We start from the raw sequence: 25,428 nt of genomic DNA, 5'->3' as shown, positions 1-25,428 counted from the left end.
AACGCTGCACGTCTTCGACGTATGGAGCCCAGTTTGAAATACACAGGCGGGCTGCGTCCATAACCCGTAAGCCGCATGCGCCTTCGTGTCCCCGCGGCGATGTCCGGCACCTGTTTGGATGCTTCCGGATATGTGTTCATAGAAATCATTGTTCAGCTATGAAAAGAAGTCCAACGATCTCGCGGATAAATGTAGCGAATACGCATCCCGTTGATGTGTATATATCTCCCGTCAACTTGACAGCCAATGGCAGAGCACATCTGGGGCATGCCGCTGGGCCATATCTCAGAATGGATGTTGTCCAGAAGCACCTGAAGAGGGCGGGGCATCATGTCCGTTCTGGATTGACGACTGACGGTTTCGAGAACCATGTCCTGGTCCGAGCGGCTCTTGAGAACATTGACCCGTCCACCTTGGCACATGGCTTCCATATCAGAATTGTGGAAGATCTCGCCTCCGTCGGTGTCGTTTTCGATCATTTCGATGATCCGGCGTATAGCAGCAATTTGCAGCGCTTTTCGACGGTCGGCAACGCGCTGATGGGCGCCTTATCTGCAGCGGGCTCGCTTCGTTTCCTCGCGACGCGCTTACCGGTGGACAATGTGGGTTCTACTGTCACACCAGAAGAGCGTTTCTGCATTGGAGGCTGGTTTGGTGCAACCTGTCCGGTTTGCCTGGCATCTGCGGGAAGCTTCTTCTGCGAACAGTGTGGACATCATTTTGAACCCGAGGAAGCGCTGAATCCGGTATCCAGGCGCGGGCGGATTGTCGAATGGCTGGAAAATAGTTCCGCATTCCTTTCAATTTCGGGAAAGGACCGACTTCTACGGGCGTGGGACGATACGGCCATCGAATCCGGCTTTCTGGAGATAGGGAAACGGTACGTGGCTCGTAAAGGGCAGCAAATGCGGCTGACCGTACCGGGACTACACGGGCTGGCTTGGCATTCACGGCATTTCAACAGCCAGCAGATATTGTTTAGCTACTCCTCGTTGCTCTACGCTCATTCTCTCTATTGCGGGCATAAGGACGCCGAAGGCACCGGCAAGCCCAGTCCCTTTGCGCACGAGTCCGATGCATTCCTCATTGGCGGTACCGGTATCGATAACACAATCCCGATGCTCGTCGGAGTTACTGGATGCGCATTGGGCCAGAACTCGTTCCGCCCATTTGATCGAATTTTTTTCAATCATTTCCTTCGGCTGAACGGTTCGAAGTTCTCTACGAGTCGCGGCCACGTGATCTGGGCAGGCGAAATCGCTCAAATTCCAAATATATCGGTCGACGTCCTCAGAGTGTACCTGTCGGAAATCTGCCCGGAAGAAACCGAGACTGATTTGGTGTCAGAGCAGTTGGTCGATCGTTACAACGCGGTTCTCGACAAGATATCTGCGGCCATCGACTGCTGCACAGTGTCCATAAACGCGATACCGGCTCTCGCTGGATGTCACGTTGATGGTGCGATGATGGTTACGTTGGATCGACTCTACGAAAAACAGTGCGCCGCGCTGTCGCTCGACCATCTGCGGGTATCGCAATCGTCGGGGCCGCTTATCGAATGGGTTGATCATCTTAGCGGCACGCCGAACCATCAGACCGCTTACACCTGGCTTATGGGGTTCAGCGTATTGGCGTGGCCGCTGATGCCCAAGATAACAGAAGCCTTATGGCATTGGCTCGGTCATGGCGGCCATCCAGTTGCCGCATGCGCTGCGACGCCCTCATCCCACCGATGTGGAACGGCACCGAAGATAAATGGGCGCAGGTTGGCGGTTGCGGATATTGAACGATGCCTTCCGAGAAAGATTGCAGCATGACAGTCGCGAACATCGTTCCTGCCGAGAAACTGCCCAGTGCAATTCCGCCAGAAGTCTCCATTCCTTTCATGCTTGGTAGTATCAGCTTGGCCGCATCCTATGGCTCGAGCTTCTTTCTCGTGGACGCTCTGCAGTCCATTCGACAAAGCGCCACGACCGCTGGAGCCGTTATCTCGACCGGTACGATCGCAACAATATTGTGTTCGCTAGTGGCGGGCCGGATCGCGGAGTCGCTTGGCTTGATGCGAGCTATCACCGTAGCCGCAGTGATGATGGCGGTCGCGATGATATGTTTCGCATCAGCGTCAACGTTAACGCTCTTCGCTTATGTCGGAGGGCTTTTTCTCGGTATTGGTTGGTCCGGGTTTTATATGCTGGCGCCGCTTCAAGTCCTGGGTCACGTGCGGGCTGAAGCCCGTATCAAGTATCTTACCCTGCTTTCCGGGTCTCAAATGCTGGGTATCGGACTTGCTGCTCCTCTCGCGCGCACCGTCGCGGAGACTGCGGGATCCTACATTGCAGTGTACGCCCTATTTGCGGCTGCATGTCTCGTTGCTGCGATGCTTTTGGAGCTCGCCGGTAGGGGGCTGGCGCAAGCTCCTCAGACCAAATTGCCAACTATACGTCTCACGCTGGAAGGCGTGCTAAAAGCCTTCAAATCGAACACGCGATATCCGATCATCATGAATGGCCTTGGGGCATGCGTTTTCGCCGGTCTTTCCACGTTCCAGGCGCTCTACGCAGCATCGCGATCGCAGTCAGCCGACACATTCTTTCTGGTTTTCACGCTGACGGCCGTCTTCATGCGGTTTGCTGTGGCGCCGATAATAGGAAAAGTGCGCCTTGAACGCGTAGCCGCGGTTCTCGTCATATGCACTATCGCAGGGCTATTCATCCTTTTCGTGAATGTAGGCAGTACGGCGAACTACATCTTCGGAACAATGATGTTCGCGCTGGGATACGGTCTCAGCTATTCGACCCTGAACAGTATGGTCGTTTACATTGCTGACACGGATGGGACATCGTTGGCTATTGCTTCTCAAGTCTTCACGCTCTCCTATTTCATTGGCCTATTCGGGTTTCCGTACATCGCTGGGCAAATAGTGAAGGCCGGCAGCTTCGACAATCTGCTGATAGGCATGATGGTGCTTATCGTCGCTAATGCAGTTCTTCTGGCAACTCAAGTGTTCTCGGCCAGCCGAGAACGTTGACTGGCTCCTTGTAGGGTTCATGGGATGCTGAAGCACGGGGACCGTTGTAACGTCATCGCGATCGGTGCGGGGCCGGCTAATCTGAGTCTGGCAGCGCTCGCGGCTCCGATTCTGGACATTTCGTTGAACGTCCTTGAGAGCTCAGAGGACGTAAAGTGGCATCCCGGTCTGCTTTTGCAAGGTGCCGTCATGCAAACCAGCCCGCTAAAGGACTTGGTCACACCGGCTGATCCGACGAGTGCATACAGTTTCCTCGCCTACTTGCATGATAAGAAGCGACTTTATCAAGCTATTGTTCGGGGACTGGCGTCTGTTACTCGTAGTGAATTTGAGGACTATTTGCGCTGGGCAGCGGCGAAGCTGGCGAACGTTCAATTCGGTGAGCACGTGAGCGCAGTCGAACTGCACGGCGAGGCCTTTAATATCATAACGAATTGCCGCAGTTACCAAACCCGTGCGATTGTGCTTGGCGTGGGCAGGGTACCGTCTGTTCCTGAGTGGGGCAGGAATGCGCCGCCAAACGAGGTGTTTCACGGGAGTACCCTTCTTCTGCGGCGGCGTGAGCTTTCCGGCAAGCGTGTCGTGGTCGTAGGTGGCGGCCAAAGCGGGGCAGAAATATTCCTTCATCTCCTCGGTGGTGCATGCGGTCCCTTGGCAACCCTGACCTGGGTGACGCGCCGCGCAAGCATATTCGCGCTCGAAGATAGTCCTTTCGTCAATGAATGGTTCTTTCCGCAACATGGTGATTGGTTTTTTGAACAGAGTGAAGCGGCCCGGAAGCAAATTCTTGAGCGACAATCGTTGGCGAGCGATGGCGTGAACTGCTCAACGCTTCGCGCTATCTACAATGCGCTGTACGACCGCGAGGTTCATAGACGGTCCTACCCGGCGCACGTAAAGATATACGTGGACACCACGGCCGAGGACTTGCGCGGCATGTCTCCCTTTCGCTTGGATTTGCGTCAGCGGAAGACGGACACTTGTTCACAACATGTCGCAGACATTGTCGTCTTAGCCACAGGCTACCGCACCGAAATCCCATCGTTCCTGGAGCCGATCGCAGGCCGGCTCGAGGTCTTGAATGCCCCGGGTGGCTCTCAAGAGATCGTGGTCGACAAGGAATTCTCGGCTCGTTTTGACGGTCCCGGAAAGTGCCGTTTGTACGTCCAGAATGGCGCACGCCTTCAACATGGCATCGCTGATACAAATCTAAGCCTGGTTCCTTGGCGCGCTTCGCTAATCCTCAATTCGATCATCGGCCGCGTAGCCTACGATTGCGGGCCGGGAACTGGCGTCATCGAGTGGAGTAGCGTTGGGTTCGAAGGCTCCTGCTGACCGGCGAACAAGTCTGCCACGACCACCGGATAGTCTTACGGAGTATACCATGAGGAATGCACAGTTGATGGCACTGGACGACATGACGGTCCATAGCCCCGGCGTAGTTTTGCAGCACGTTGAAAAAATCGGCCATTCCGGGACCCCTTGTCCCGTCGAGCTCATCGAATTCCGGCTGGATCCGTTCGCTGTGTCGACGCCTCATTCCCATTCTTCCTGCGAGATCTGGCGCATCACGAGCGGCCAAGGTCGAGTGATAACTGACGATGGAGAATTGGCTATCAAGGCAGGCGATCTCGTGTTTCTGCAGCCACATCGAACCCATTATTTGGAAAATCGCGGCAGCGAAGTTCTCAGCGCTTTATCTATCGCCTGGGAGGGAGCTCGATGACCGACAGCATTTACGACCTGGCGGTCATTGGCGCCGGCGTCATGGGCCTGAGTGCCGCCTTCATTACAGCGAGCAGCCGGCCACGGGATAGAATCGTCATCTTCGATCGAGAGACCGTTGGGGCAGGTGCCAGTGGGTTTGCCCCCGGAATCCAAATCAACGTCGGTCGTAATGAAAAGGAAAGAAGCCTCCTCAGTCGTGGTTCAAAGATTTGGCGGGAGATTTATCCGCCTGGGCAATGGCCCAGCGGTCGAGACTGCGATGTATTTTGGTTGACGCGGGATCCGGAAGAACTCACGCGAACGACCTGTGTGGTCGGTACCGCCCCATCGACTTCTTTCGCGCTCAGGGAAAGGCTTTTATCGCTGCCGCAATTTTTGATTCCCGGCGATATGGTGGTGGCGCTGGATCGGGGGTCTTACTGTCCAGTCAATTCAATTGTTCAGGATTTGGCCCAAAGGCTCAAGGCTGTCGGGACTTCGATACGGGAACGCACATCGATTGCACGGATACGGCAGAGACCGAGCCATATCAGTCTTCAGACCTCTGATGATGACGAACTCTCGGCAAGGCGGGCCGTTCTGGCAATCGGTCCATGGCTGCCAGAGTCACCGTTGCGCGCGCATTTCGCGGAGGAGCCGCGAGTGCGAGTAAAAAAGGTCGTCGCGCTTCACTTGGCGGCGCGCCCCACAACGAACTGTCCAATGGTCGGCTTGTTCGATGATTATGCGTTCCTGATTCCTATGATCGAGGAGGGGTATTGGTTGTTCAGTTTCACCTCGCAAGAATGGGATGTGAGACCTGACCCCGGCGGGCTGCACATCAGTTCGGATGATCTCGCGCGCGCCACCGCAATCCTGGCAAAATGGTTTTCCTCTGACATTCCCGCCGTGGTATCAGCGCGTGTGTTCTGCGACTGCTATTCTGACGATGGGGTCCCGTTCTCTCGTCCAGCTCAAGATGTCGCCGGACTGTATGTCATTGGCGGCGGTGCAGGTAACGGGTTTCGTTTTGGGCCCGCGTGCGCGGAAGAGGCAATTCGATCGTTGTATTCTCACCATTGATAGTCGTCGGCGTGCCGTGATGAGAAGACGTCTGCCGATTGGTCTCGAAGCCAATCCCTATCATAAACTTGCAAATCCCGTTTGCGAGACGTCGAGACCGACCATGATTGTCGATCTTAGCGCCATTGAAGCCAACTATCGAAAGTGCCAGGCGCTTGCGCCTCGCAGCGCTTGCGGCGCCGTTGTCAAGGCTGATGCCTACGGTCTTGGCGCGACGCGTATAGCGCCCTTCCTGGCTTCCCTCGGCTGCACGCATTTTTTCGTCGCCGATGTGGAGGAGGGCGTTGCCCTGCGCGATGTGCTGCCATCATCCGCAAAGATCTATATGCTCCACGGCGCTCTGCCGGGCATGGAGCTGGCGGCCGAGCAGCACAATTTGTTGCCGATCCTCAATAGCAGGGAACAATTGGAGGCCTGGCTTCGGCATTGCCGAGTTCGCAATCGCGCGCTGCCAGCAGGAATTCATGTCGACACTGGCCTGTCTCGATTGGGGTTTCCCATTGATGAGTTGCACACAATCGCCGAAAATAGAAACGGGTTATCTGAATTGCCTGTCGTGCTGTTCATGAGTCAGCTCGCCTGTGCAGAGTGGCGAAACGAGATCTGCCTCCAACAACTAAATCGGTTTCGCAGACTTGCCCATTTATTCCCGAATGCGATTCTTTCTCTATCGAATTCGGCCGGACTGTTTGCCGGACGTGAGTTTCATTTTGACCTCATAAGAACGGGTGGCGGAATTTTCGGCTTCTCGACGTCCGATGACCCCGATTTCAAACCAATGCAAGTCGTTCATCTGCAAACGCAAATTATTCAATGCCGTGAAGTCGAGCATGGGGAGGCGATTGGATACCTCAGGTCCTACACAGTAAAGAAGCGGATGCGGGTCGCGACCGCCGCGATCGGTTATGCAGATGGATTTCCGCGTACTCTGGGTAATCGAGGGCATGTCTTCATATATGGTCGTCGTGCACCTATCGTCGGCTTCGTTTCGATGGACCTTGTTACCATTGACGTAACTGACCTGCCCGAGAGTTTGACGCCGCCCGGTACGGTGGTGGACCTCATCTGCCCCGAGCAGACCGTCGCGGATATGGCGTCAGCCGCGAAAATGCTGAGCGACGAATTGACCACGGCGATGGGACGGCGATGCCGCAGGCTTTACGTCTCATCCGAACGAGATGATGTGAGATACCGGTGAGCTCCTCCACGCTCCGATCCCAGCAAGTCAATCGAGCGATCTATCTAGGCGATGAAGGCATACGCCTCATGCGTCCGAGCTGCTTCACGGCCGAGGTGCGTCAATTTCATCTCCGTGAGAGACTTTTTTACCTCGATCTCCTGCGTGCGACCCGGTATGGGTTGATCATAGAAGTGGGTTGTAGTGGGTACCGCCTTATTGGCATCAAGAACGATGACAATGATTATCTTGGCATTGAAATAAATCCACCTCGTATGCGCCGGTTGAAGAGTAGGAGAGGAGCGGTAATCCGCTGCGAGGCCAGAAGATTCTTCAAAAGAACGCGGTTAATCGACGAGATAATGCGCCGATATGATGGAAAGGTGCTTTGCATACTGCCATTTAATTTTATTGGCACGATGGATGCGCCAATAGAATTTCTGACGCTGGTCTGTAAAGCGCCTTTTGATCTAGCTTTGTCGCTCTTTTCGACGAGCGATACGGCAACGGTGGCTCGCCACGAATACTATGACCTTTGTGGTATTTCCGTTCAGGGGGTGGTGCGCACGGATGACTATGTTCGATTAGATTGCTCCAACGGTTTTCAGGCGTTCGCTTTCGATCCGGTCTTTCTGGTGAACCGCATATCCTCGTATGGCTTCCGCTTGAACGAGATAGAATATCATGACGTCTGTAACTTCCTCCATTTCAAAAAGGGGGCATCCTGAAACGAGGAGGCGGGATAATGCCAAGCGAGCCCAGAAACAGATATTAGGACATCGACGCCAGGCGGATCACTAGAACGCAAGCAGCACGGAAGGCCACGGCTAGTTGCATAGGCCGGCACCATTAGGCAACGAAGAGCTTACAACAAGCCAAGCCGAGACCTGCGACACGCGCCGATCGGGAAGGTGCCCCAATCCGGAGTTTCTTTCGGCTTCGTCACTGCTGCCAAGATGAAGCAGAAATCGTCCCCTCCCAGCCTTGGCGTTCCGAGAGCAAAGCCCCCTGTTCGGCTTTCTTGAGACTGTGTCGTCCAAGTCACCAAAGGGCTGGGGCTTCGGCCTATGTTGACCTGGAGCGAGGATTTCCATGTATGATGTCTACTTGAACGAACGGAACGACCTTCTCGTCGTTCCTCGAGGCAATTCCATTCCGATCGATCTCAACAGGAAGTGGCGGAAGAAACGTATCGTGCGCTCGGTTAGCGAGCAAATCCGCGAAGATGTCCGGATCTACGGCTACCATCGGCGAAAGTTGCCGCTAAGTCGTTCCATGAAAACCTTAGCTGACAAGCTAGCTTGATCTACAAACAACGAGCGATCGGTAAATAAATTGCGAACGGTCGTAAATTCTAGGCGTTCCATTTCCGGACCGATTGGCGCGCTGAGAGCACCGAGCCTCTTTCTGGGCCGGCAAGCGATCGCCTACCACACGCGGGACTTGACTTCAATCCGAGCGACTTCTGCGCCGCAGTGGTTCGCACGGTATATCCGTGTTTGAAACCATGCCGCGATGGGAGCCAATTTGGGAACAGCGGATGCGGATTCCGGTTCAGCAGCCTCCGTTAAAATCCAGCCGAACTAGTTCCACAAATCAGATCCGGTTCATTAAGGCATCAGCGGTCGAGAACTTAAGCGATCGCACCTGCCCTACGGCTCGACGGCGCCAATGACGGGCAGCTTCGCTGGCTATTGGGCTTCTTTCCGGTCTCGCAAACCAAAGCGATACGATCGTTAGCGCCGATGTTTAGGCCAAAAGTCGGATTTCTCTAAAACGGAACCAGTCAGCAGCTGAGGGGGCAGGATTGGGATACCTGGGCGGGCCGGGACCCATGGCGAGTTTTTCGCTGACATTCACACGCGTTATTTTTCGAAATTGTGCGTCTTGGGCGAGCGGCTCTTTCGTCAAAACTCATTTCCCCTCATCTGCGTGGCCGTGTGATCACTCAGCGTTGACTAGATAACCTGCTAACGCACACAGATTTTCGGTTCGATCTGGATCATGCGGGGAATTGAGAGATCCGGGATACCCGGTCCAAGAACGAGAGCTCATGGAACGTCATTTATATGCCGTGGTTGATCGGTGAATTCCATTAGCGCGCGATCAGTGCACTTGCCGGGTTAACCCAACGGATAACATGGCTGGATGGTTTCGGTCGTTGGCGTTGTCGGGCCAACCTGCCGATCCAACTCAAGCTGACGATGGCTGCGTGGTTGCGAACTTACCCGAAGTCGAGAACCCTGGCATTTCTGCCAGGGTTCTGCCTGTCAAACCTTTAAGAGGAGGGATCAGAAGTCCATGCCGCCCATGCCGCCGCCCGGAGGCATCGCGGGACCGGGCGCGATCTTCTTCGGAAGCTCGGCAACCATCGCTTCCGTCGTGATCAGCAGCGCCGCCACCGAGGAGGCGTTCTGGACCGCGATGCGCACGACCTTGGTCGGGTCAATGATGCCCTTGGAGACAAGGTTGCTGTACTCGCCAGTCTGCGCGTCGTAGCCGTACGAGTACTGATCCTTCTCTAGGACTTTACCGACCACGACCGAGCCATCTTCACCGGCGTTGATCGCGATCTGCCGAGCCGGCCAAGACAGCGCCTTGCGCACGATCTCGACGCCGGTCTTCTGGTCGTCGTTCGTGGTGCGCAGGCCCTTGAGCTGCTCGGAGGCACGGAGCAGGGCGACGCCGCCGCCCGGGAGAATGCCTTCCTCGACCGCCGCGCGGGTCGCGTGCATCGCGTCATCAACGCGATCCTTGCGCTCCTTCACCTCGACCTCGGTCGCGCCGCCGACGCGGATCACCGCGACGCCGCCTGCGAGCTTGGCGAGACGCTCCTGCAGCTTCTCACGGTCGTAGTCCGAGGTGGTCTCCTCGATCTGCGCCTTGATCTGGGCAACGCGGGCGTCGATGTCGGCCTTCTTGCCGGCGCCGTTGACGATCGTGGTGTTTTCCTTGTCGATCATCACCTTCTTGGCACGGCCGAGCATCTGCAGCGTGACGTTCTCGAGCTTGATGCCGAGGTCCTCCGAGATGGCCTGGCCGCCGGTCAGGATCGCGATGTCCTGCAGCATGGCCTTGCGGCGATCGCCGAAGCCCGGAGCCTTGACGGCCGCGACCTTCAGGCCGCCGCGCAGGCGGTTGACGACCAGGGTGGCGAGCGCCTCGCCCTCGACGTCCTCGGCGACGATGACCAGCGGCTTGCCGGTCTGCACCACGGCCTCGAGCAGCGGCAGCAACTCGTTCAACGAGGAGAGCTTCTTCTCGTTGATGAGGATGTAGGCGTCGTCCATCTCAACGCGCATCTTGTCGGCGTTGGTGACGAAATAGGGCGAGATGTAGCCGCGGTCGAACTGCATGCCCTCGACGACGTCGAGCTCGGTCTCGAGCGACTTGGCTTCCTCGACGGTGATCACGCCCTCGTTGCCGACCTTCTTCATGGCGTCGGCGAGGAACTTGCCGATCTCGGCATCGCCGTTGGCCGAAATGGTACCGACCTGGGCGATCTCCTCGTTCGAGGTGACCTTCTTGGAGTTCTTTTCCAGATCCGCAACCACGGCCTCGACTGCGAGGTCGATACCGCGCTTCAGATCCATCGGGTTCATGCCGGCGGCGACCGACTTGGCGCCTTCGCGCACAATGGCAGCCGCAAGCACGGTCGCGGTAGTGGTGCCGTCGCCGGCGGCGTCCGCCGCCTTGGCCGCGACCTCGCGCACCATCTGGGCGCCCATGTTCTCGAACTTGTCCTCGAGCTCCACCTCCTTAGCGACGGCAACGCCGTCCTTGGTGATACGGGGAGCGCCGAACGACTTCTCGAGCACCACGTTGCGGCCCTTCGGACCGAGGGTGACCTGCACGGCGTTGGCGAGAATGTCGACACCACGCAACATGCGGTCTCGCGCTTCTACGCCGAACTTGACTTCCTTGGCTGACATAATCGAATTTCCTCAGTTCAATTTCTCATCCTTCGGCGCGCCCGGCAAGGCGCTCGTCAGGGGGTGAGTGGTGAGCGCTGGACTAGGCGGCTTTCTTCTTGGAAAAAACATCAGTAAGAACGCCCATGATGTCGCTCTCCTTCATGATCAACAACTCCTGACTGTCGATCTTGACCTCGGTGCCCGACCATTTGCCGAACAACACGCGGTCGCCGACCTGGACATCGATCGGAATCAACTTGCCCGTCTCATCGCGACCGCCCGGGCCGACGGCGATGACTTCGCCCTGGGAGGGCTTTTCCTTGGCAGTGTCCGGAATGATGATGCCGCCAGCGGTCTTCTCTTCGGCGTCGATGCGTTTGACCACGACGCGGTCGTGAAGCGGACGGAAATTCATAGAGGTCTCCTGAGCGTTTGAACGAGTGGCGAACGCCACATTGTAACAGCGTTCATGATAGCAAGAGCCAGGCCAAAGGTGAGCGGAGCGACTCTGCCTGCGGTTCAGCTGAATCGCACGCATGGCCTGTGTGTGCCAGTCGGAAACAGACGCCGTCATGTACACAACCAGCCAAGCTGTTGCTAACATGACATTGCGTATCGTCAGATCCGGCCACATTGAGCTCCACGGTTCTCGATTGCAGTGGCGGAGATTACTTTGATCAAAGTCGCGTGCCAGAACGCCAATCGCGTGCAGCCGCGATTGGCGAAAAAAGCATCCGATGAGCATTGCAGAAATGTCTTGCCGCCAGCTGTTCCAGAGTTCAGACGATGCTGCCAGGGCTGCACTAGTTTGCCAGACATTGTCTCCAGGCAGCTTGGTACGGCGATGCGTGCGATGCTGAAGAGTTGGTCAAGAAGCCCGCTCGATGAATATGATGTAGGGGCGGAATAACAGATGTGCCAACTATCTCGATTCAGACCGGCTTCCGTAAACAAGCAGTGTGCTTTTCCAGAATCGCACTGTGAATTGTCCCTCTCCGGAAGTGATACACCGTCGCTCAAAAATTGACCGAGTTGTTCCCGATCGTTCGTAAACCGAGAGTGAGAAGGTAGGTCTTGTTCAGCACTGGCGGTGTCGAACCAACGGAGTAGTTGTAGGAACTTACGTAGTTCGCCGCCAGAACGAAGCAATCGTCGACATAGCCAGCGCCGAAAACATACTGATTGATGTTGTTGGACTGGAGATCCCAACGCGCCGAACCCGTCACCACCCAATTCGCGACGACTTTAAGCGAACCGGTGGTCATAATCCCCTCGCGGCGCGCCTGATAGCCGAGCTCCGGCTGCGCCGCATAGTCGCCATACGTCACGCTTGCAGACCAGCGGTCGAAGTTCGCGCTGGCCTGAGCCTCGAACCGGTTGATGTTCCTGGTCGCCTCGTCCATGCGCGAGCGCACGCTGAACGTGAAGGTCCTGTTGGGCGAATAGGCGAGGCTGGCGACATAGTCCGAGCGCGGGTTCTGCAGGCCGGAGTCGACGCCGGTGTTGGTGACGTCGGCAACCGCGAACGAGTTCAGCCCGAACAGCTGGTAGGACTGGCCGAACATCGCCTTGATGCTGCCGCCGCGATCGAACTGCGTCGTCGCCTGCACGCCGACATTGGCGCGGCTGCCGCCCTCGACGCGGTCGTAGCCGGAGAACTTGTCGACCGCAAACAGGTTGCTGGTGTCGAATACAAAACTTTGTGCGTCCTCGTTAGGAAGCTTGCCGGCCTTTGGTTCGTCCGGCCGGATGATGACCTGCGCGATCGGCTCGACGGTCGTCGTGCCCCACGGCTGCACGTTGATGAACGGGTAGCGGTATTCGAGGCCGACGGTCGGCATGAAGCGCACCGTCTGGGTGTCGCCGACCGGCAGGAAGTTGGACACGCCCGGCTGATTCGAAATATCGGCGTTGATGGCGTCGGCGCGCACGCTGGCGAACGGCGTCCAGATCTGGCCGAACGGGTCGGTGAACGACTTGCGCCACTGCGCCTCCGCCGTCAGGCGGGTGTAGGTGCCCGGCATGCCGCGCAGCAGGCACTGCGACGGCGTCCGCGCCAGCGGATCGGCGGACGTGAGGCTGCACAGCGCGCTGGTGCTGGCGAGTGTCGTGATCGGATCGAACACCGCGGTTTCACGGGTCAGGTTGGTGAAGTTGAACCTGTAGCTGAACTCGCCGCCGAGCACCGGACTGTTGATCACGTTGTTGTAGTCGATCACCGGAGCGACCACCGGGACCTGGTTCTGGTTACCGGAGAAGCTGAGGTAATAGATCGTGCGCGCGTCGAAGAAGCTGCGGTTGCCGACGCCGGTCAGATAGAGCTGCGAGATCGCTTCCGTCGGCAGCGACATGAACGAGCCGAACGGATCCTTGTACTGGGCGAGCCGGTAGTCGGACATGAAGTAGTAGTCGGACAGCAGCACGCCGTCCCAGCCCCAGGTCCATTTGTCGTTGAGCGCGAACTGGCCCTTGGTCTCGATGCCGCCGCGGAATTGGCGGTCGCCGGGCAGGCCCTTGAACGCGCCGGGATCGGTCTGGTCGATGCCGTAGAGGCGGACCTGATAGGCGCCGTCCTGCAGGCGCTGGCGGAATTCGCCCTGCAGCAGCACGCCCTGCTTCGTGGTGAAGCGCGGGTTGAAGGTCGCGTCGAAGTCGGGCGCGAGCGCGAAATAATAGGGGACTTCGACGCCGTACCCGAAGGCCGTGTACGAGGTGAAGCCCGGCATCAGGAAGCCGCTCTTGCGCTTCACGGTCGGGTCGGGCGTCGAGAAGTAGGGCAGATACGCCATCGGAACGCCGAAGAACTCGATCTGGGCGTTCTCGAAATAGAGCATCTTCTCCTGCTGGTTGTGGATGATGCGCGCGCCCTTGACCTGCCAGAGCGGCGGCTTCTTCGGATCGTCCTTACAGGGCGCGCAGGCGGTATAAACGCCGTTGTCGAACACGGTGTAATTGCCGCTGGAGCGGTCGGCGCGGGTCGCCGCCATGCGGGTCTGGTCTTCGGTGTCGACGCGCAGCGAATCGACGAAACCGTCACGGTAGTCGTCGCTGAGATCCATGATGTTGGCGTAGGTGATCTTGCCTTCCGCATCGGTCATGCGGATGTTGCCTTCGGCATGAAGACGCTTGGTCTTCTGGTCGTAGATGACCTTGTCGGCCTCGACGCTGGTGCCGTTGTAGAACATCTGCACGTTGCCGACCGCCGAGATGCGGCTGTTGTTGTAGTCGTAGTCGATCTCGGTCGCCTGCACGAGCATGTGATTGTCGTCGATCAGCTTTGCCCTGTTAGCTCGCGGTTGGTGCTGATTGTAGATGAAACCCTGCGCCGATGCGGTCGCGGGCGCAACGACGGCACAGGCAGTCGCAACAACACCCGCGACCATAAGCGTTAAGCCACGGCGGCCAGCGATCGCAACTGTCCACTCCAGAGGTGTCGCTGGCTCAGTAAGGCGTACCTGTCGAGCGGGAGAAGAACGGCGACAATCCTGGCTAACGCTCGCGCAGCACGATCCGAGCGACGGCTCCAACATAGCATTGATTCCAATCAATCGGACGAGTCCATCTTAGCCTTTACGGGATTGCGAGCCGTCATCGACAGCACGCAATGTCTCGAATCTGAAGCAATCGACGTGCCATTGCATCTTTGCTGACGTTGGCGAGCCATGACTGTAGATTCTGTGACATTGACGTCTCGGATTTGACGCGGATCGGCGCAGCCACGACACGAATTGTCAATGGTGACGATGCCCGAAGCTTTAGTCCCTGCAATCACCGCTGCCACGCGCGCGCTCGGCCGGTGTTCACGCTCGTAAGCGCGATGAACTAGAACGCTCGTTGCCGTGCGAGTTACCAACCTCATGAAGGCAACCGCCAAGCTAGTCCGCCGGCTCTGTCCTACCGGAAGCCTCTTCAGTACGCCACGATGTTCGGTCTGACGATCTTGTGCTCGTCGAGTACGCGTTCGCCCTCAGCGAAGCTTGCTGAATTGCCGCCGTCTTCTGGCCGGGTTTACCTCTATGAAGGCCGATTAGATCGCCGCGGTCCTGGCGGCCAACAAAGCAATCAGTGGCTTACAATTGCCGGTGCGGCGCTTGCCGGGATCAGTGCTGCTTCACGTTTGACGCCAGAGCGTTGGTATCACCTGGCAGCAAGTATCACCCGTGTCTTTGATTTGCAGAATCGTCCCTGAAAATGGTGGTTCCGGGACAGACTGAACTCAATCAAGGTCAATGCCCTGATCCATGAGCAGCTATCATTATTGGAGCGGCTCCCCCATTCGTGGCCAGCAGACAACGGCTCAGAATGCCATTCGTCGCCTCGGTAGCCCAATTGTCCGCAAAGGATCGTTCCACGTTTACGCGAGGAATTCCTCTCCCGGGATCGCCAGCCTCTTGGACAAAAGCGTCAGCCAACGAATTCCGAAATCCTGAGATTGTTTCCGTGTCGGACGGCGAGATCGCGCAAACCGCAGCTTTATTGTCTGCGTCCATGTACACCTGAGGCCCAAAGGCGTCACGGCTGGCATTAAAGGCCATGATCAGAGTGTAGGTGATCGTGGTGCCGTTGGAGGATGTAAATGTATGGCTTCCCCTTGAGGCGACAGTGGATATCGGATCAAAAATGGCAAGCCAATCCCCATAGAGCTTCGGACGCTGCTGCCCGGTAACCTTTATTCCGGCGAAATCCGCAACCTGATCCTCCGCACATTGTTCTGGGATGCGACGGATGCAGTTCGGTTGTTGGTCATCGCTGCTCAGCGACTTCGTCCACCGGCGAGGGCACGAGAGTGCTGCAAAGCTAGCGGTCGCCTGCGTAGCATTGGTCTGATCGAGGCAGAAGATGTCGACGACAGCTCTCGTCGGCACGGGACGTCGTTGCGATTGCTTGAAATCCAAGATCGATAACGAAAGGAACTTTGCTCGAGAACTCCCCGAACCGCAGTCATTGGAGCAGGTGACCGGCGCCACAGGCGTGCTCGCCACCAGCATGGATATGCCGGCAAGCAATACGAGGCCCACGAAACACAGGTGCAAAAAATATCGTGATTGTCGAATCGGCCTATCGACTGGCATGGCTATGAAGTCCGCCGCCGAGGCGATCGCCAATGACCAATCGTTCCTCTCTCCTGTGGCTCAGATGTCACTGCTCGCTGCCACGGTTCTTTGTGTCTCTCAAAGGCGAAAGCGACGCCGTGTCGTGACTCGTCACCACATCATCGATGCTGCGAAGCGCGGGCGCCGATGCCGAGCATAAAAAGCAATCTTCGTGCCTCGCGCACAGTGCAGTTTTGCGAAGGCTTCGTGGTATGTGCCTGCCTTCGAGACATCGATGATTGTCTGGATCCGGACAAACTCGGTGCAGCAGTGCGTCGGAATGCGTGCACCAACGACTGACAATATGCTGTTGCCGGTTGATATGCGTATTGGAGCGGTACGCTTATCTGTGCGAGGAGTTCGGTGGTCATCCTTAAGCCGCGGCCGGCCGACCAGGAGTCGTCCCCATCAACGTTCAGCGTGATCGCGTCCCGCTTCAGGCCGAGCAATCCATGGCTGCGATCTCGAAAAGTCGCGACTGCGCGAACTTGGAAAGGCGGCCGTTAGCTGGCAGCGTGACATTTGGCTGGTCGCTAACTGCGCTCGAGGTGATTGACATTGTCATTCAGGACGCGATCACCCTGCCCGAAACCGCCCCATCAAAAGCGGCCGCTCTAAAGTGCGACGAACCCGATCCGTTGGCCGCTGGAGGCACATCGGAATCTGCTATTCGCTCCTCGTGCAGGTCCCGAGTGCCCCCTGATAAAGCTGCCGTTGCAGGGCAATTGCTGCGGCGGTCCCCGTGACAGGCTCCCGTTCGTGTCACATTGATCGCCGCCATGGCTGGAGGGGCTGGGCGAGCACATTAAATATATACGTTGATATACGTTGTGCAGGGACGTCTGGCGTGTGATTGCGGTAGCGAGAATGAAGCTCACCCGATCCCTGCGCCAATGGAAAGACAAACAGTGTCGTCTGTAGAAGTACACCAGCACATCGTCTCACTTCTTCAGAAACCGAATCCTGTTATCCTGGATATCGGCTGCAATGACGGAACCGATACGCAACATTTTCTCAACCTGTGCCCGCAAGCTCAAATCTACAGCTTTGAGCCCGACCCCAGAGCGATCGCGCGTTTCAAAAAGAGGCTGGGCCCGTCCCTCGCTAAGGTAAAGCTGCTGGAAATCGCGATCAGCGATCGAAACGGAACGATCGATTTCCATCCAAGCAATGCAGATGGTGATGCGAAGGAGTGGGACCTTTCCGGTTCGATACGCCGCCCGAAAAACCATCTTACCGAGTATGATTGGGTTCGGTTCGATCGCCCGTTCTCGGTTGAAACCCGGCGGCTGGACGATTGGTGCAGCGACGCTAAGCTGAACACGGTTGATTTCATCTGGATGGATGTCCAAGGCGCGGAGGCCGACGTCATTGCGGGCGGCATGCAAACCTTCAGCAATACGCGCTTCGTCTACACGGAATATAGCGACCGGGAGCTCTACGAGGGGCAATTGTCGCTACAAGCCATTCTTGATCTATTGCCGTCATTCGAAGTGGCGGCTCATTATCCCCATGCTGTAGAAGGTGATGTATTGCTCAAGAATACGCGCTTCTAGCGCCTGCCGGATATCCGGCCCTCATTTACCGCTGGAAGACCTGCCCCGGTTCTCTGCAGCGTAGCGCTGCAGGACGGCCGATCACCAAGCGAATGGACTGCGGTCCGGACAGGCGCGCTCCATCGTTCCTTTCACGTCGCGGTGGCCATGCAGGCCTTGGCGATAGCGCACATAGGCGGAATCCCTCGATAGTTTCTGTGATTGTTTGAAGATCATTTATTTGCTGGGCCGGCACGGCCGGCGACGCTGAGGCGAGCAGCTCGAGCTTTCTCAGATGCCTGAACCAACACTGCCAGCCGTCGCTCAAAGCGTTTAATCGTCTGAACTGCTGCTGTATGCTCTGGTCCTCTAGGAAGCCTGTCCACTGCTTCGAACAAATGCCAAAGCAACTGCATCACTTCTCGTAGATCCTTAAGATGAGCCACTTCGATTACGCGCTTGGCGTCGCTATTGTTGCGTCGATGAGAAGGCATGCTGAAACATTCGCGTTCAGCCCATCGCCGGTGGGGTGGTGCATAGCGAGTTTGTCGCCCCTCATCGGCTGCAGCTTGTAATCTGCGATACGTCGCTGGTACAAAGCATCGTCGATGAGCTTTCGAAAAATCAACGCCTGCCGTGCGAGAGGCGAATCCATTCATTGAACGAAGACCTGCAATGACCGTGCCATCGCTAGCTCTATGCAGGAAAAACATGGATATGAGGATGCTAGCGCGCATTGATCGCAATATCTGGCTGGTTGTAAACCCGACATGCTGGTCGGCACTGTACATGCTATTGTCCGGAGCAGGAATTGTGTCGACTTGGCGTGGCGAGGATCATCTTGATCGCTCGCAAGCCACCTGCGAGAAAGTCGCCCGAACCAAATGATAGAGCCAGATCGGAGCCTATGCTTGCGTCCGCCTCGGAGCAGGTGGCGCTCTCGACATGCTCCTGGATTTGGCTCGCTTCTCGTCACCCAAGCACGCATGCTCTTGATCGTAACGCGAGCGGTTCCTGGTCAAGAAGGTTAACTCTCAGCCACCCTTTCAGTCGATTGAGAGCCGCGGCAGCGGACGAGCGCCGCTGATCAGGTGGGCCTGCGCAGCTACTTCAGCAAGATAGTCATCCATCACACGTCGCGCGGTGGCTGTACCAGGGTGGCGGAAGTTCACGGAAATTCCGTGTTGCCAGCGACTGACCCATAGGTATGTCTCGCAAGCATCGGAGCTGCGGCTAATCAGAAATATCGTGCGCCAGTGCGGCCAGCAGTCCGACCCGGGCACTGTCCGATTGTCCATATAGGAGACCATGAAACGGTCGCGCAGCGTGGTGCCGACCAGCTCCATGGCCTTTGAAAATGGCACCTGAGCCGTTCTCTTGGCGCGTTTAAGTTCGAGCCGGGTGGCATGCAGGATTTCCGGCAACGTATCGGCCACCCGGAAGCTCACCGGACTCATCCCGACATACCATCCAACCGAACGCATCGATCGCAGATCGTACCTGGTGTGAAAGGGCGCAACGGCGTGGAATTGTCGTTGGTTTGCCAATGTCTTTCCTGCCAGCGCCAGACAGGCGAAAATTCCCGTCACCGCGTTTCCGCCCTGGGACCTGCAGCTGCGATCGAACTCGGATGCGCCAACCGCATCGAGCAGCCACATTGTTCCGCTCCGCTGCAAGGATCTTTCCGGCACATCGAATGGTAGCGGAAAGTCCGGCAATTGACCGCCGTTCGCCGCGATCAGCTCGCGCCGATGGCCGATAGCAGGATGGTCATCGGCTAGATCGGTCAGTCGCGCTCGTTCGGCCTCGGCGTGATCCAGATAGCTGTGCACCGCTGCCAGCTGGGGTTCCACTCGATGTATCGCGGCTGTGTACAGCTCGTGGATCTCATATGGTACCAAGGCCATCGAGTAGGCATCGCTAACAGAGTGGTCGGAGGCGAGCAGGAGGCTCGTGGATGTCGGCCGGCTGATCGTCACGAAGACATACGCCGGCCAGCGCAGCGGGTTGGTCTCCGCGTCAAACAGTTTTTCGAGGAGCTGAGCAATTTCGTTGCTATCGGCGCAGTCACTCACCACGGTTTTCTCAAGCGCTGCAGCGCCTGGATCAATCGTGGCGCGATGCATTGCCGATCCATCCTTGGCCAATCGGCTGCGTAATACCTCATGCCGATCGACCCAGCCGAGGATCGCTTTGGTCAGCGCCGCGGCGTTGAGCTCGCCTGGCAACTCGAATGCTGCGCCGAGCCAGCCCGGTCGGCCGTCGTCCGCAGAGCGAACATGTTCCTCTTGAACATAGGACGGACGGCGCGGGTCAGCCCGCCAGCTGATCGGCTCGGGGACGTTGATTCGCCACACCATGAGCCCGCCAGGCTGCCGACCAAGGTCGCCAAATTCTTTGATGTCCATGAGCGAGCCCGTCGCGGTCACAGACGCAAGCTGCGGGCGTGGCGCAGCGGCGACCGCCAAATCCACACTATCGAGGCCAGGCCAAGCACGCTGCTCGCGAGCAACGTGGTACGCAGGCTCGTCGCAGCAGCGGCCGCGCCGCCGGCCAGCGCACCCAATGAGGCCAGTCCCCACACCACGCTGCGGATACTCGCATTGATCCGGCCCTGTAAGTGCGGCTGGACCAACGCATATCGGATGGGAACCTGCTGCACGTTGTAGATCCCTTGGCCGATCCACAGCATGAATTGGGAGAGCGTCACGCATGCCACTGCGGCCCACCAGGGCTGGGTGAACAGGGCCGCCAAGCTCATTCCGCCGGCGCTCACCGCCAAACCGATCATTAAAGTTGGGCCGAGGCCGATCGCCCGGCCCGCCCGCGGTGAGCTAGCCGCCCCGACCACACCGCCAAGCGCACCGATGCCGAGCATCATGCCGACGACCCGGCTGTCAAACCCGAGATCCTTGGTCAAATGCAGCAGAAACGCCGCAGAATACGCGTTGTGCCAAAAGATAAATGTGCCACTGGCCAACGTGACTGCCCGCAAGATCGGATTGCCGAACACGCTTGCCAGCCCCTCGGCCACTTGGCCGAGTAGCGCGCTCGGCGCGGCCCGCGAGCAGCCAGCGTTACGCATGGGCACCCGAGACAGCAGCGCCGCGGCAACCAGAAATGAAACCGAGTCCGCCAGTATTGCGGTCGGGGCAGAGAATTGGTCGACGAGCCAACCGGCCAGGAACGGACCTGCCGCCATCGCGCCCGCTTGGCTGAGCTCCAATGAACTCTGTGCCCGAACCAGTTGTGAGCGGTTTAGGACGGTGGGTATGCACGCCAGATAAGCCACGTCAGAGATCACCGCGGCGACCCCAACCAGCATGCTTGTCGTGTACAACTGAACCAGTCCAAGACGTCCAAGGCTGGCGAACAAGGGAATTGTGGCCAGCGTCGCCGCCATCACCAGATTAGCGGTCAAAAGGATCCGCCGATGCGGGAGGCGGTCCACGACGACCCCGGCGAACAGACTCACCACCAGGTACGGCGCTCGACCGCAGGCCAGCAGAAGCCCCGTTTGCGCCGGTCCCGCGTCCAGCAACGTGATTGCGGTTAGCGGCAGCGCCAGCATGGTTACATTAGAGCCCAGCAGCGAAATGGTCTGGCCAACGAGCAGCGCAAGATAGCTTCGCGGCAGTCCGCGAAGCGCGGCGGAACAGCGCGGGCGGCTCACGCGTCGCCAGACAGGCCGGGAGCCGACAGATACCCCAGTCGGCTCAGCTCACTTTCGGCGATCTGCTCGAACTCCTCGATCTGGGCTCGCGTCAGATCTTGGACGTAACGACCGATCCTGCCTCGGTGCAGCGGCTTCCCCGCTGCCTCGGCCGCCGGATGGCCGTGCGGTTGTTCGAACAATACGTGCTCGTATTCAGCGTGACGCAGCACGGCCTCATCCCAAGGCAAGCCGAGGTGATCCAGGATTCTGGCCAGGGTGGGCCGGGGACTGCTTACAAGATCCTCGTAACGCACCTCAAGATAGCGGCCAGGCGGCGCGACTCGATGTGGTTGGGATACCACTTCCAGCCAACCGCGCGCGGCATCGGCAACAGTTCGGTATCCCCAATCGGGAACGGTTTTCAGATGAGAGGCGGCAACGTCGCGGCCGTCCCGCACGATATGCACGAAATGTGCGCGGGGCCACAGCCGGGCGAAGGCGTCGGTCTGGGCGATCTTGCGCTGCAGTTTCAAGCCCCAGCGCCGGGCCCCGCTACGTGCTCGGCGCAACTCGCCCATCTCGTTGATAAGGCGGCATCGGGAGGCGAACGAAACAATGTCGTCGCCCAACTCGACCATCACCTTGCTCACCAACCCACGCATATCATCGAAGTCGAGGCCGAACCGGTGGCACTGGACCACAAAATGCACCCCGTCATACCAGACGGGATCGACCGTGTTTTTGGTCATGCCCGCGACACGGGAATCGCCGGCCGCCACCAGGTCGATCGCGCGCAAGATGTGCGGACCGAGATCGGGCGGTTCGAGGAAGTCGATCTCCGGCCCGGCTACCAGATCCAGATGCGAATCCAGCACGACACTCAGCAATGTGGTGCCCGAGCGGTTCTCGCCGCCGAGCAGCACCGGCGATGTGGAAAATGGATTGGGCAGCGGCATGGCCGTGTTCTCTGTTGGAAAATGCCTACTCATCCGCAGACGGGTCCGGTGAACCAGCGCCGAACCGCCCCCGGGGTGGCCACGAAATGATCCCTGGCGAACCGTACAGCGGCTGCGACTGGGTCCGGGTCGCCGCCGGTGCCCTCCATACGGGACTGCGCCGCCGGCAGGGCCTCTCCAGCAGCCTCGACAGCCGCCTGCACATCGGCGTCGGATACCGCCGCCGATGGCATGAAGCGGCCACCGTACTGCATGAGAAAACCCCGTGCCCACATCTCCTGGAAAAAGGCATGGCCTAGTTCGGCGTTGGCAAATACGACATCGAACATAGTCGGCCAGGCGAATGCCCATGCCGCGACCTGCTGTCTGGCGAAGACCTCGTTGAGCCCCTTGATCAGCTGCTCGCCAACCTCGCGCATCCGAGCCAGCAACGTCCCGTCGCGCAGCGCGTGCAGCGTGCTCAGTGCGGCCGCGAACGGGGTAACCTCGCGCTGGTAGGTGTTGCCCATGTATGTCTTCTCGGCGGCGGCGAGTACGTCCGCGCGACCCGCGACTGCGGACAGCGCCATTCCATTGGCCAGTCCTTTGCTTAGTGTGATCAGATCGGGTGTGAGGCCGACTGCCATGTGGTACCCGCCAATGCCGTAGCGGAATCCGGTCATCACCTCGTCAAGGATGAGCAAGGCGCCGTGCCGATGCACCAGCCTCTGTAATTCCTGATGGTATTCGGGCGGGAAGAAGTTGACCTCGGGGGTGATGATCACCGCGGCGACGCGCTGGACACTTGCCAACTCGTCGAGCAAGTCCAGGTTGTAGCGGAACTCCACGCTGTCTCGGTCCCGATCGGGTAGCCCCATCTCTGGTCGGTCCTGCAACTGCCAGTCGTGCCAGCCATGAAATCCGCTGGTAAGCACATGGTTCAGCCCGGTGAATGCGCGGGCAAGGCGGACGGCGGCGGTAGTCGCACACGATCCAGTGCGGAAGAAAATTGAGCGTTCCGCGACGGGGAAGATCTCCGCCAACCGTTCGGCCAGTTCGACCCGGTGGACGGACAGCGGTCCGGGCAATATGCCGCCGGTACGGCGCATCTCGGCGGCGGCGTGCGCCACGACCGGCTCGTATCCGGCTCCGAGCGGCGCGGCACCACTACAGGAAGTGAGATCGACATATTGCCGTCCATTAATGTCCCATGCATGCGCACCCGAAGCGCGCGCCATGACGACCGGAAAACGCCTGTTGAGATCCCATTTTTCCGACGCGGTGACGCGCAACGCGCGGCGTAGTGCTGATCTGTGCGCGTCGGTCGCAGCCGCGGTTGCAGTCGGGGTGGCGGTGGACATGAGCTGTCTCCGTTTGATAATCATGCCCTTAGGTGAGCTGCGTGACTATTCTTCGAGCGATCCGCAGGGCGTTCGCCTGAATGGTGAATGTCGGATTGACGCCTCCGGAATAGGGAAAGAAGCCGCCATCCGCGACATAGAGATTGTCGATGTCATGCACCCGGCCCCAGCGGTCGACAACGGATTGTGTCGGGTCGACGCCGGCACGGCAGCCGCCATGCAGATGTCCGCTGCCGAACTGATAATTGGAATCCTGAAAATCGACTTGTTTCACGCCGGCCTCCGTCAGCAAGTTCGACGCGCGTCGGCACAAATAGCCTAATCGGCGTTTGTCCAGCGGATGGGTCCAATAATCGAGAATGATCTTCGGCAAACCTAGCCGATCCAGGCTGGTGGCCAGTCGGACCGCATTGTTGCGCATGGGTTGGTCGGCCGCCAGGAAATGCAGCCGTAGTGTTATCTTTCCGTCGTGGTCTGTGCGCTCAACCCGACTTGCTTCGTAGATCATTCCGCCGAGCCCCGAAGGAGCCTCTTCGTCCAGGTAGTGATCGGAGATCGCAACGGTAGAGAATGGGCCACCGGCCGGGCGCGCGGACATCGGATCTATTCCGATGCTACCGGACACGTAGCCGCTGATTTTGAACGAGATGCCGCTGCCGACCATGCCGGAGGCGTTGCCGATGCCGTTGGGCGCCGCCCGCTGAGCCGATCTTAGCAAGAGCGCGGCAGACTGCACTGCGTTGCCGGCGAGTACCACGCAGCGGGCGCGGACCCGCGCGCGTCGTCGGCTGAGCGTGTCCAGCCATTCCACCGAACCCGCGCGGCTGACGTTGGCCAGATCGATGCGTACAGCCTTGCTGCCGAGTGCAACCGTCAGCGCGCCGGGCGGCAGGGCGACGTCTGTGAACGGCGAGCGTGCGTCGGCCCTCGCGCCGGTAGGACACAGGTGTTCGTTGCAAGGTCCGTCGCAATCACAGGCTGGCCGGCCGCGATAGGGTACGGAGTTGATTGCCAATGGGGTGGGAAAAGGCAGCTGGCCCAGGCGTCCGCCAGCATCGGCGATCAACCGCCCCTTCGCGCTGTAATCATGCGGGGGCAGAACGGGAGGATTGCTCGGTGGTTCGAATGGGTCCACCCCGGCTAGGCGGGCCACGCCCATGCGCCGTTCTAGCTCCTCGTAAAACGGGCGTAGTTCGGCGTAGTTGATCGGCCAGGTAGGGTCAAGCGCGTCTCCAGCTACATGCGCTCGCGCATCAAAATCGATGGTCCGATAGCGGAAGGCTATTCCGGCATACAAAGTCATTCCGCCGCCGAGCGCGCACACGGTCCAGGGACGTCCAAACGACGTCAACGTACCTGCCGAAGACCTCACTAGGGCGGTATCCATACCATCTTGGACGCTCGCCAGCGAGGCGTCGGGAGGAAGCGCCCGACCTTCCTCGAGAAGGAGCACTCGCAAACCGTGTTGGGCGATCTCGTACGCCACGGTCGAGCCGCTGGCACCACTCCCGACAACGCATACATCGACGATATCGGCCGTCATTATCCCACCTCTGGCAACAAATATCGACGATGCGCAATCAGAGCCCTATTGATCAGTGACCGGCTGCCCAAGATAACTGCCATAGCCAACGATGAACGCGCGGCAGTTATACGATTGCCCCAGACTATCCAGTGCCGCTTGGCTCGGTTGCCAATGATCATCTGCCAATTATCATCGCGAACTACCGCGAGATCGTACAATGTGACGCTACGTACGATTCAAGGCCGTCCAAGCCACTACCGCGTGAATATGACAGATGGCTGGGTCAGGCCGTCTAAGCGTTCGCAAAAGCCATGCGGGCAGCACATCTTATCGGAAAAAAAGCCCGGCCTCATTTCGAGGGCCGGGCGGAAGTCAGTCTGGGCGAACGAGGCTGCTAAGCGTCGCGCCAGCTCTC

19 protein-coding genes are annotated in these 25,428 nt (G+C 58.5%); 9 read left to right on the top strand and 10 right to left on the bottom strand.

Annotation, left to right across the window (positions count from 1 at the left end; all coding sequences use genetic code 11):
* The first annotated feature begins 158 nt into the window (after positions 1–158).
* From CI41S_RS15375 to CI41S_RS15340, 8 genes are all read left to right on the top strand, one after another.
* Complete coding sequence (locus CI41S_RS15375; RefSeq protein WP_139860137.1) at positions 159–1,817, top strand: class I tRNA ligase family protein; 1,659 nt, start codon at positions 159–161, stop codon at positions 1,815–1,817.
* Complete coding sequence (locus CI41S_RS15370) at positions 1,814–3,028, top strand: MFS transporter (RefSeq protein ID WP_244622202.1); 1,215 nt, start codon at positions 1,814–1,816, stop codon at positions 3,026–3,028. Before CI41S_RS15375 ends, CI41S_RS15370 begins: the two co-directional genes overlap by 4 nt.
* A 24-nt stretch (positions 3,029–3,052) precedes the next feature.
* Positions 3,053–4,363: a lysine N(6)-hydroxylase/L-ornithine N(5)-oxygenase family protein gene (locus tag CI41S_RS15365; protein WP_139860134.1), complete on the top strand. Its 1,311-nt coding sequence runs from the start codon at positions 3,053–3,055 to the stop codon at positions 4,361–4,363.
* A 49-nt stretch (positions 4,364–4,412) separates the two neighbouring features.
* Positions 4,413–4,754: a cupin domain-containing protein gene (locus tag CI41S_RS15360; RefSeq protein ID WP_139481506.1), complete on the top strand. Its 342-nt coding sequence runs from the start codon at positions 4,413–4,415 to the stop codon at positions 4,752–4,754.
* Positions 4,751–5,818, top strand: a complete 1,068-nt coding sequence (locus CI41S_RS15355) for an NAD(P)/FAD-dependent oxidoreductase (protein WP_139481505.1) — start codon at positions 4,751–4,753, stop codon at positions 5,816–5,818. The genes CI41S_RS15360 and CI41S_RS15355 overlap by 4 nt, the downstream gene beginning before the upstream one ends.
* Positions 5,819–5,921: 103 nt before the next feature.
* On the top strand, positions 5,922–7,016 hold the full coding sequence (gene alr, locus CI41S_RS15350) for an alanine racemase (protein WP_244622200.1): 1,095 nt from the start codon (positions 5,922–5,924) through the stop codon (positions 7,014–7,016).
* A complete protein-coding gene (locus CI41S_RS15345; protein WP_244626529.1) occupies positions 7,013–7,723 on the top strand; it encodes a hypothetical protein in 711 nt (236 codons plus the stop codon). The genes alr and CI41S_RS15345 overlap by 4 nt, the downstream gene beginning before the upstream one ends.
* A gap of 364 nt (positions 7,724–8,087) precedes the next feature.
* Entirely contained in the window at positions 8,088–8,300 is a 213-nt protein-coding gene (locus CI41S_RS15340; RefSeq protein WP_139481503.1) for a hypothetical protein, read from the top strand.
* A 986-nt stretch (positions 8,301–9,286) separates the two neighbouring features.
* On the opposite strand, the gene groL is transcribed toward CI41S_RS15340, so the two are convergent.
* The 4 genes from groL to CI41S_RS15320 form a co-directional block, all read right to left on the bottom strand.
* On the bottom strand, positions 9,287–10,927 hold the full coding sequence (gene groL / locus CI41S_RS15335) for a chaperonin GroEL (protein ID WP_139860132.1): 1,641 nt from the start codon (positions 10,925–10,927) through the stop codon (positions 9,287–9,289).
* A gap of 82 nt (positions 10,928–11,009) precedes the next feature.
* Positions 11,010–11,324, bottom strand: coding sequence for a co-chaperone GroES (locus tag CI41S_RS15330; protein WP_139481545.1), 315 nt, complete (start codon positions 11,322–11,324; stop codon positions 11,010–11,012).
* 601 nt (positions 11,325–11,925) lie between these two features.
* Positions 11,926–14,292 (bottom strand): LPS-assembly protein LptD, encoded by a 2,367-nt coding sequence (locus CI41S_RS15325; RefSeq protein ID WP_139860130.1) that lies wholly within the window; start codon positions 14,290–14,292, stop codon positions 11,926–11,928.
* An 843-nt stretch (positions 14,293–15,135) separates the two neighbouring features.
* Positions 15,136–16,014: a hypothetical protein gene (locus CI41S_RS15320; protein WP_139481500.1), complete on the bottom strand. Its 879-nt coding sequence runs from the start codon at positions 16,012–16,014 to the stop codon at positions 15,136–15,138.
* Positions 16,015–16,910: 896 nt separating this feature from the next.
* On the opposite strand from CI41S_RS15320, the gene CI41S_RS15315 reads away from it, so the two are divergent.
* On the top strand, positions 16,911–17,558 hold the full coding sequence (locus CI41S_RS15315) for an FkbM family methyltransferase (protein ID WP_139481499.1): 648 nt from the start codon (positions 16,911–16,913) through the stop codon (positions 17,556–17,558).
* Between the two features lie 212 nt (positions 17,559–17,770).
* Here the strand turns inward: CI41S_RS15315 and CI41S_RS44020 are convergent, their stop codons facing one another.
* The 6 genes from CI41S_RS44020 to CI41S_RS15285 all read right to left on the bottom strand — a co-directional run bounded on the left by CI41S_RS44020 (position 17,771) and on the right by CI41S_RS15285 (position 25,031).
* A complete protein-coding gene (locus CI41S_RS44020) occupies positions 17,771–18,328 on the bottom strand; it encodes a hypothetical protein (protein ID WP_175607154.1) in 558 nt (185 codons plus the stop codon).
* A gap of 255 nt (positions 18,329–18,583) precedes the next feature.
* The gene (locus CI41S_RS15305; RefSeq protein WP_244626528.1) at positions 18,584–19,945 is read right to left on the bottom strand and encodes a condensation domain-containing protein; all 1,362 of its coding nucleotides are present in this window, start codon (positions 19,943–19,945) and stop codon (positions 18,584–18,586) included.
* 17 nt (positions 19,946–19,962) lie between these two features.
* Positions 19,963–21,210, bottom strand: a complete 1,248-nt coding sequence (locus CI41S_RS15300) for an MFS transporter (RefSeq protein WP_283813125.1) — start codon at positions 21,208–21,210, stop codon at positions 19,963–19,965.
* A complete protein-coding gene (locus tag CI41S_RS15295; protein WP_139860128.1) occupies positions 21,207–22,148 on the bottom strand; it encodes a sulfotransferase family protein in 942 nt (313 codons plus the stop codon). Before CI41S_RS15295 ends, CI41S_RS15300 begins: the two co-directional genes overlap by 4 nt.
* Positions 22,149–22,177: 29 nt before the next feature.
* Positions 22,178–23,488, bottom strand: coding sequence for an aminotransferase class III-fold pyridoxal phosphate-dependent enzyme (locus CI41S_RS15290; RefSeq protein WP_172628058.1), 1,311 nt, complete (start codon positions 23,486–23,488; stop codon positions 22,178–22,180).
* A 28-nt stretch (positions 23,489–23,516) separates the two neighbouring features.
* Positions 23,517–25,031 (bottom strand): FAD-dependent oxidoreductase, encoded by a 1,515-nt coding sequence (locus CI41S_RS15285; protein WP_139860124.1) that lies wholly within the window; start codon positions 25,029–25,031, stop codon positions 23,517–23,519.
* Between the last annotated feature and the right edge of the window lie 397 nt (positions 25,032–25,428).

The organism is Bradyrhizobium ivorense (assembly GCF_900696085.1).
Taxonomy (GTDB): Bacteria; Pseudomonadota; Alphaproteobacteria; order Rhizobiales; family Xanthobacteraceae; genus Bradyrhizobium; species Bradyrhizobium ivorense.
Note: the sequence above shows the minus strand (reverse complement) of the source record. Positions and strands in the feature narration are given on the sequence as shown.

Coding starts and splice junctions, on each gene's coding strand:
- groL (WP_139860132.1), bottom strand. CDS start 10,927: ATGTCAGCCAAGGAAGTCAAGTTCGGCGTAGAAGCGCGAGACCGCATG.
- CI41S_RS15375 (WP_139860137.1), top strand. CDS start 159: ATGAAAAGAAGTCCAACGATCTCGCGGATAAATGTAGCGAATACGCAT.
- CI41S_RS15325 (WP_139860130.1), bottom strand. CDS start 14,292: ATGGTCGCGGGTGTTGTTGCGACTGCCTGTGCCGTCGTTGCGCCCGCG.
- CI41S_RS15340 (WP_139481503.1), top strand. CDS start 8,088: ATGTATGATGTCTACTTGAACGAACGGAACGACCTTCTCGTCGTTCCT.
- CI41S_RS15290 (WP_172628058.1), bottom strand. CDS start 23,488: ATGTCCACCGCCACCCCGACTGCAACCGCGGCTGCGACCGACGCGCAC.
- CI41S_RS15365 (WP_139860134.1), top strand. CDS start 3,053: ATGCTGAAGCACGGGGACCGTTGTAACGTCATCGCGATCGGTGCGGGG.
- CI41S_RS15360 (WP_139481506.1), top strand. CDS start 4,413: ATGAGGAATGCACAGTTGATGGCACTGGACGACATGACGGTCCATAGC.
- CI41S_RS15285 (WP_139860124.1), bottom strand. CDS start 25,031: ATGACGGCCGATATCGTCGATGTATGCGTTGTCGGGAGTGGTGCCAGC.
- CI41S_RS15370 (WP_244622202.1), top strand. CDS start 1,814: ATGACAGTCGCGAACATCGTTCCTGCCGAGAAACTGCCCAGTGCAATT.
- CI41S_RS15295 (WP_139860128.1), bottom strand. CDS start 22,148: ATGCCGCTGCCCAATCCATTTTCCACATCGCCGGTGCTGCTCGGCGGC.
- CI41S_RS15355 (WP_139481505.1), top strand. CDS start 4,751: ATGACCGACAGCATTTACGACCTGGCGGTCATTGGCGCCGGCGTCATG.
- CI41S_RS15305 (WP_244626528.1), bottom strand. CDS start 19,945: ATGGACATCAAAGAATTTGGCGACCTTGGTCGGCAGCCTGGCGGGCTC.
- CI41S_RS44020 (WP_175607154.1), bottom strand. CDS start 18,328: ATGTACAGTGCCGACCAGCATGTCGGGTTTACAACCAGCCAGATATTG.
- CI41S_RS15330 (WP_139481545.1), bottom strand. CDS start 11,324: ATGAATTTCCGTCCGCTTCACGACCGCGTCGTGGTCAAACGCATCGAC.
- alr (WP_244622200.1), top strand. CDS start 5,922: ATGATTGTCGATCTTAGCGCCATTGAAGCCAACTATCGAAAGTGCCAG.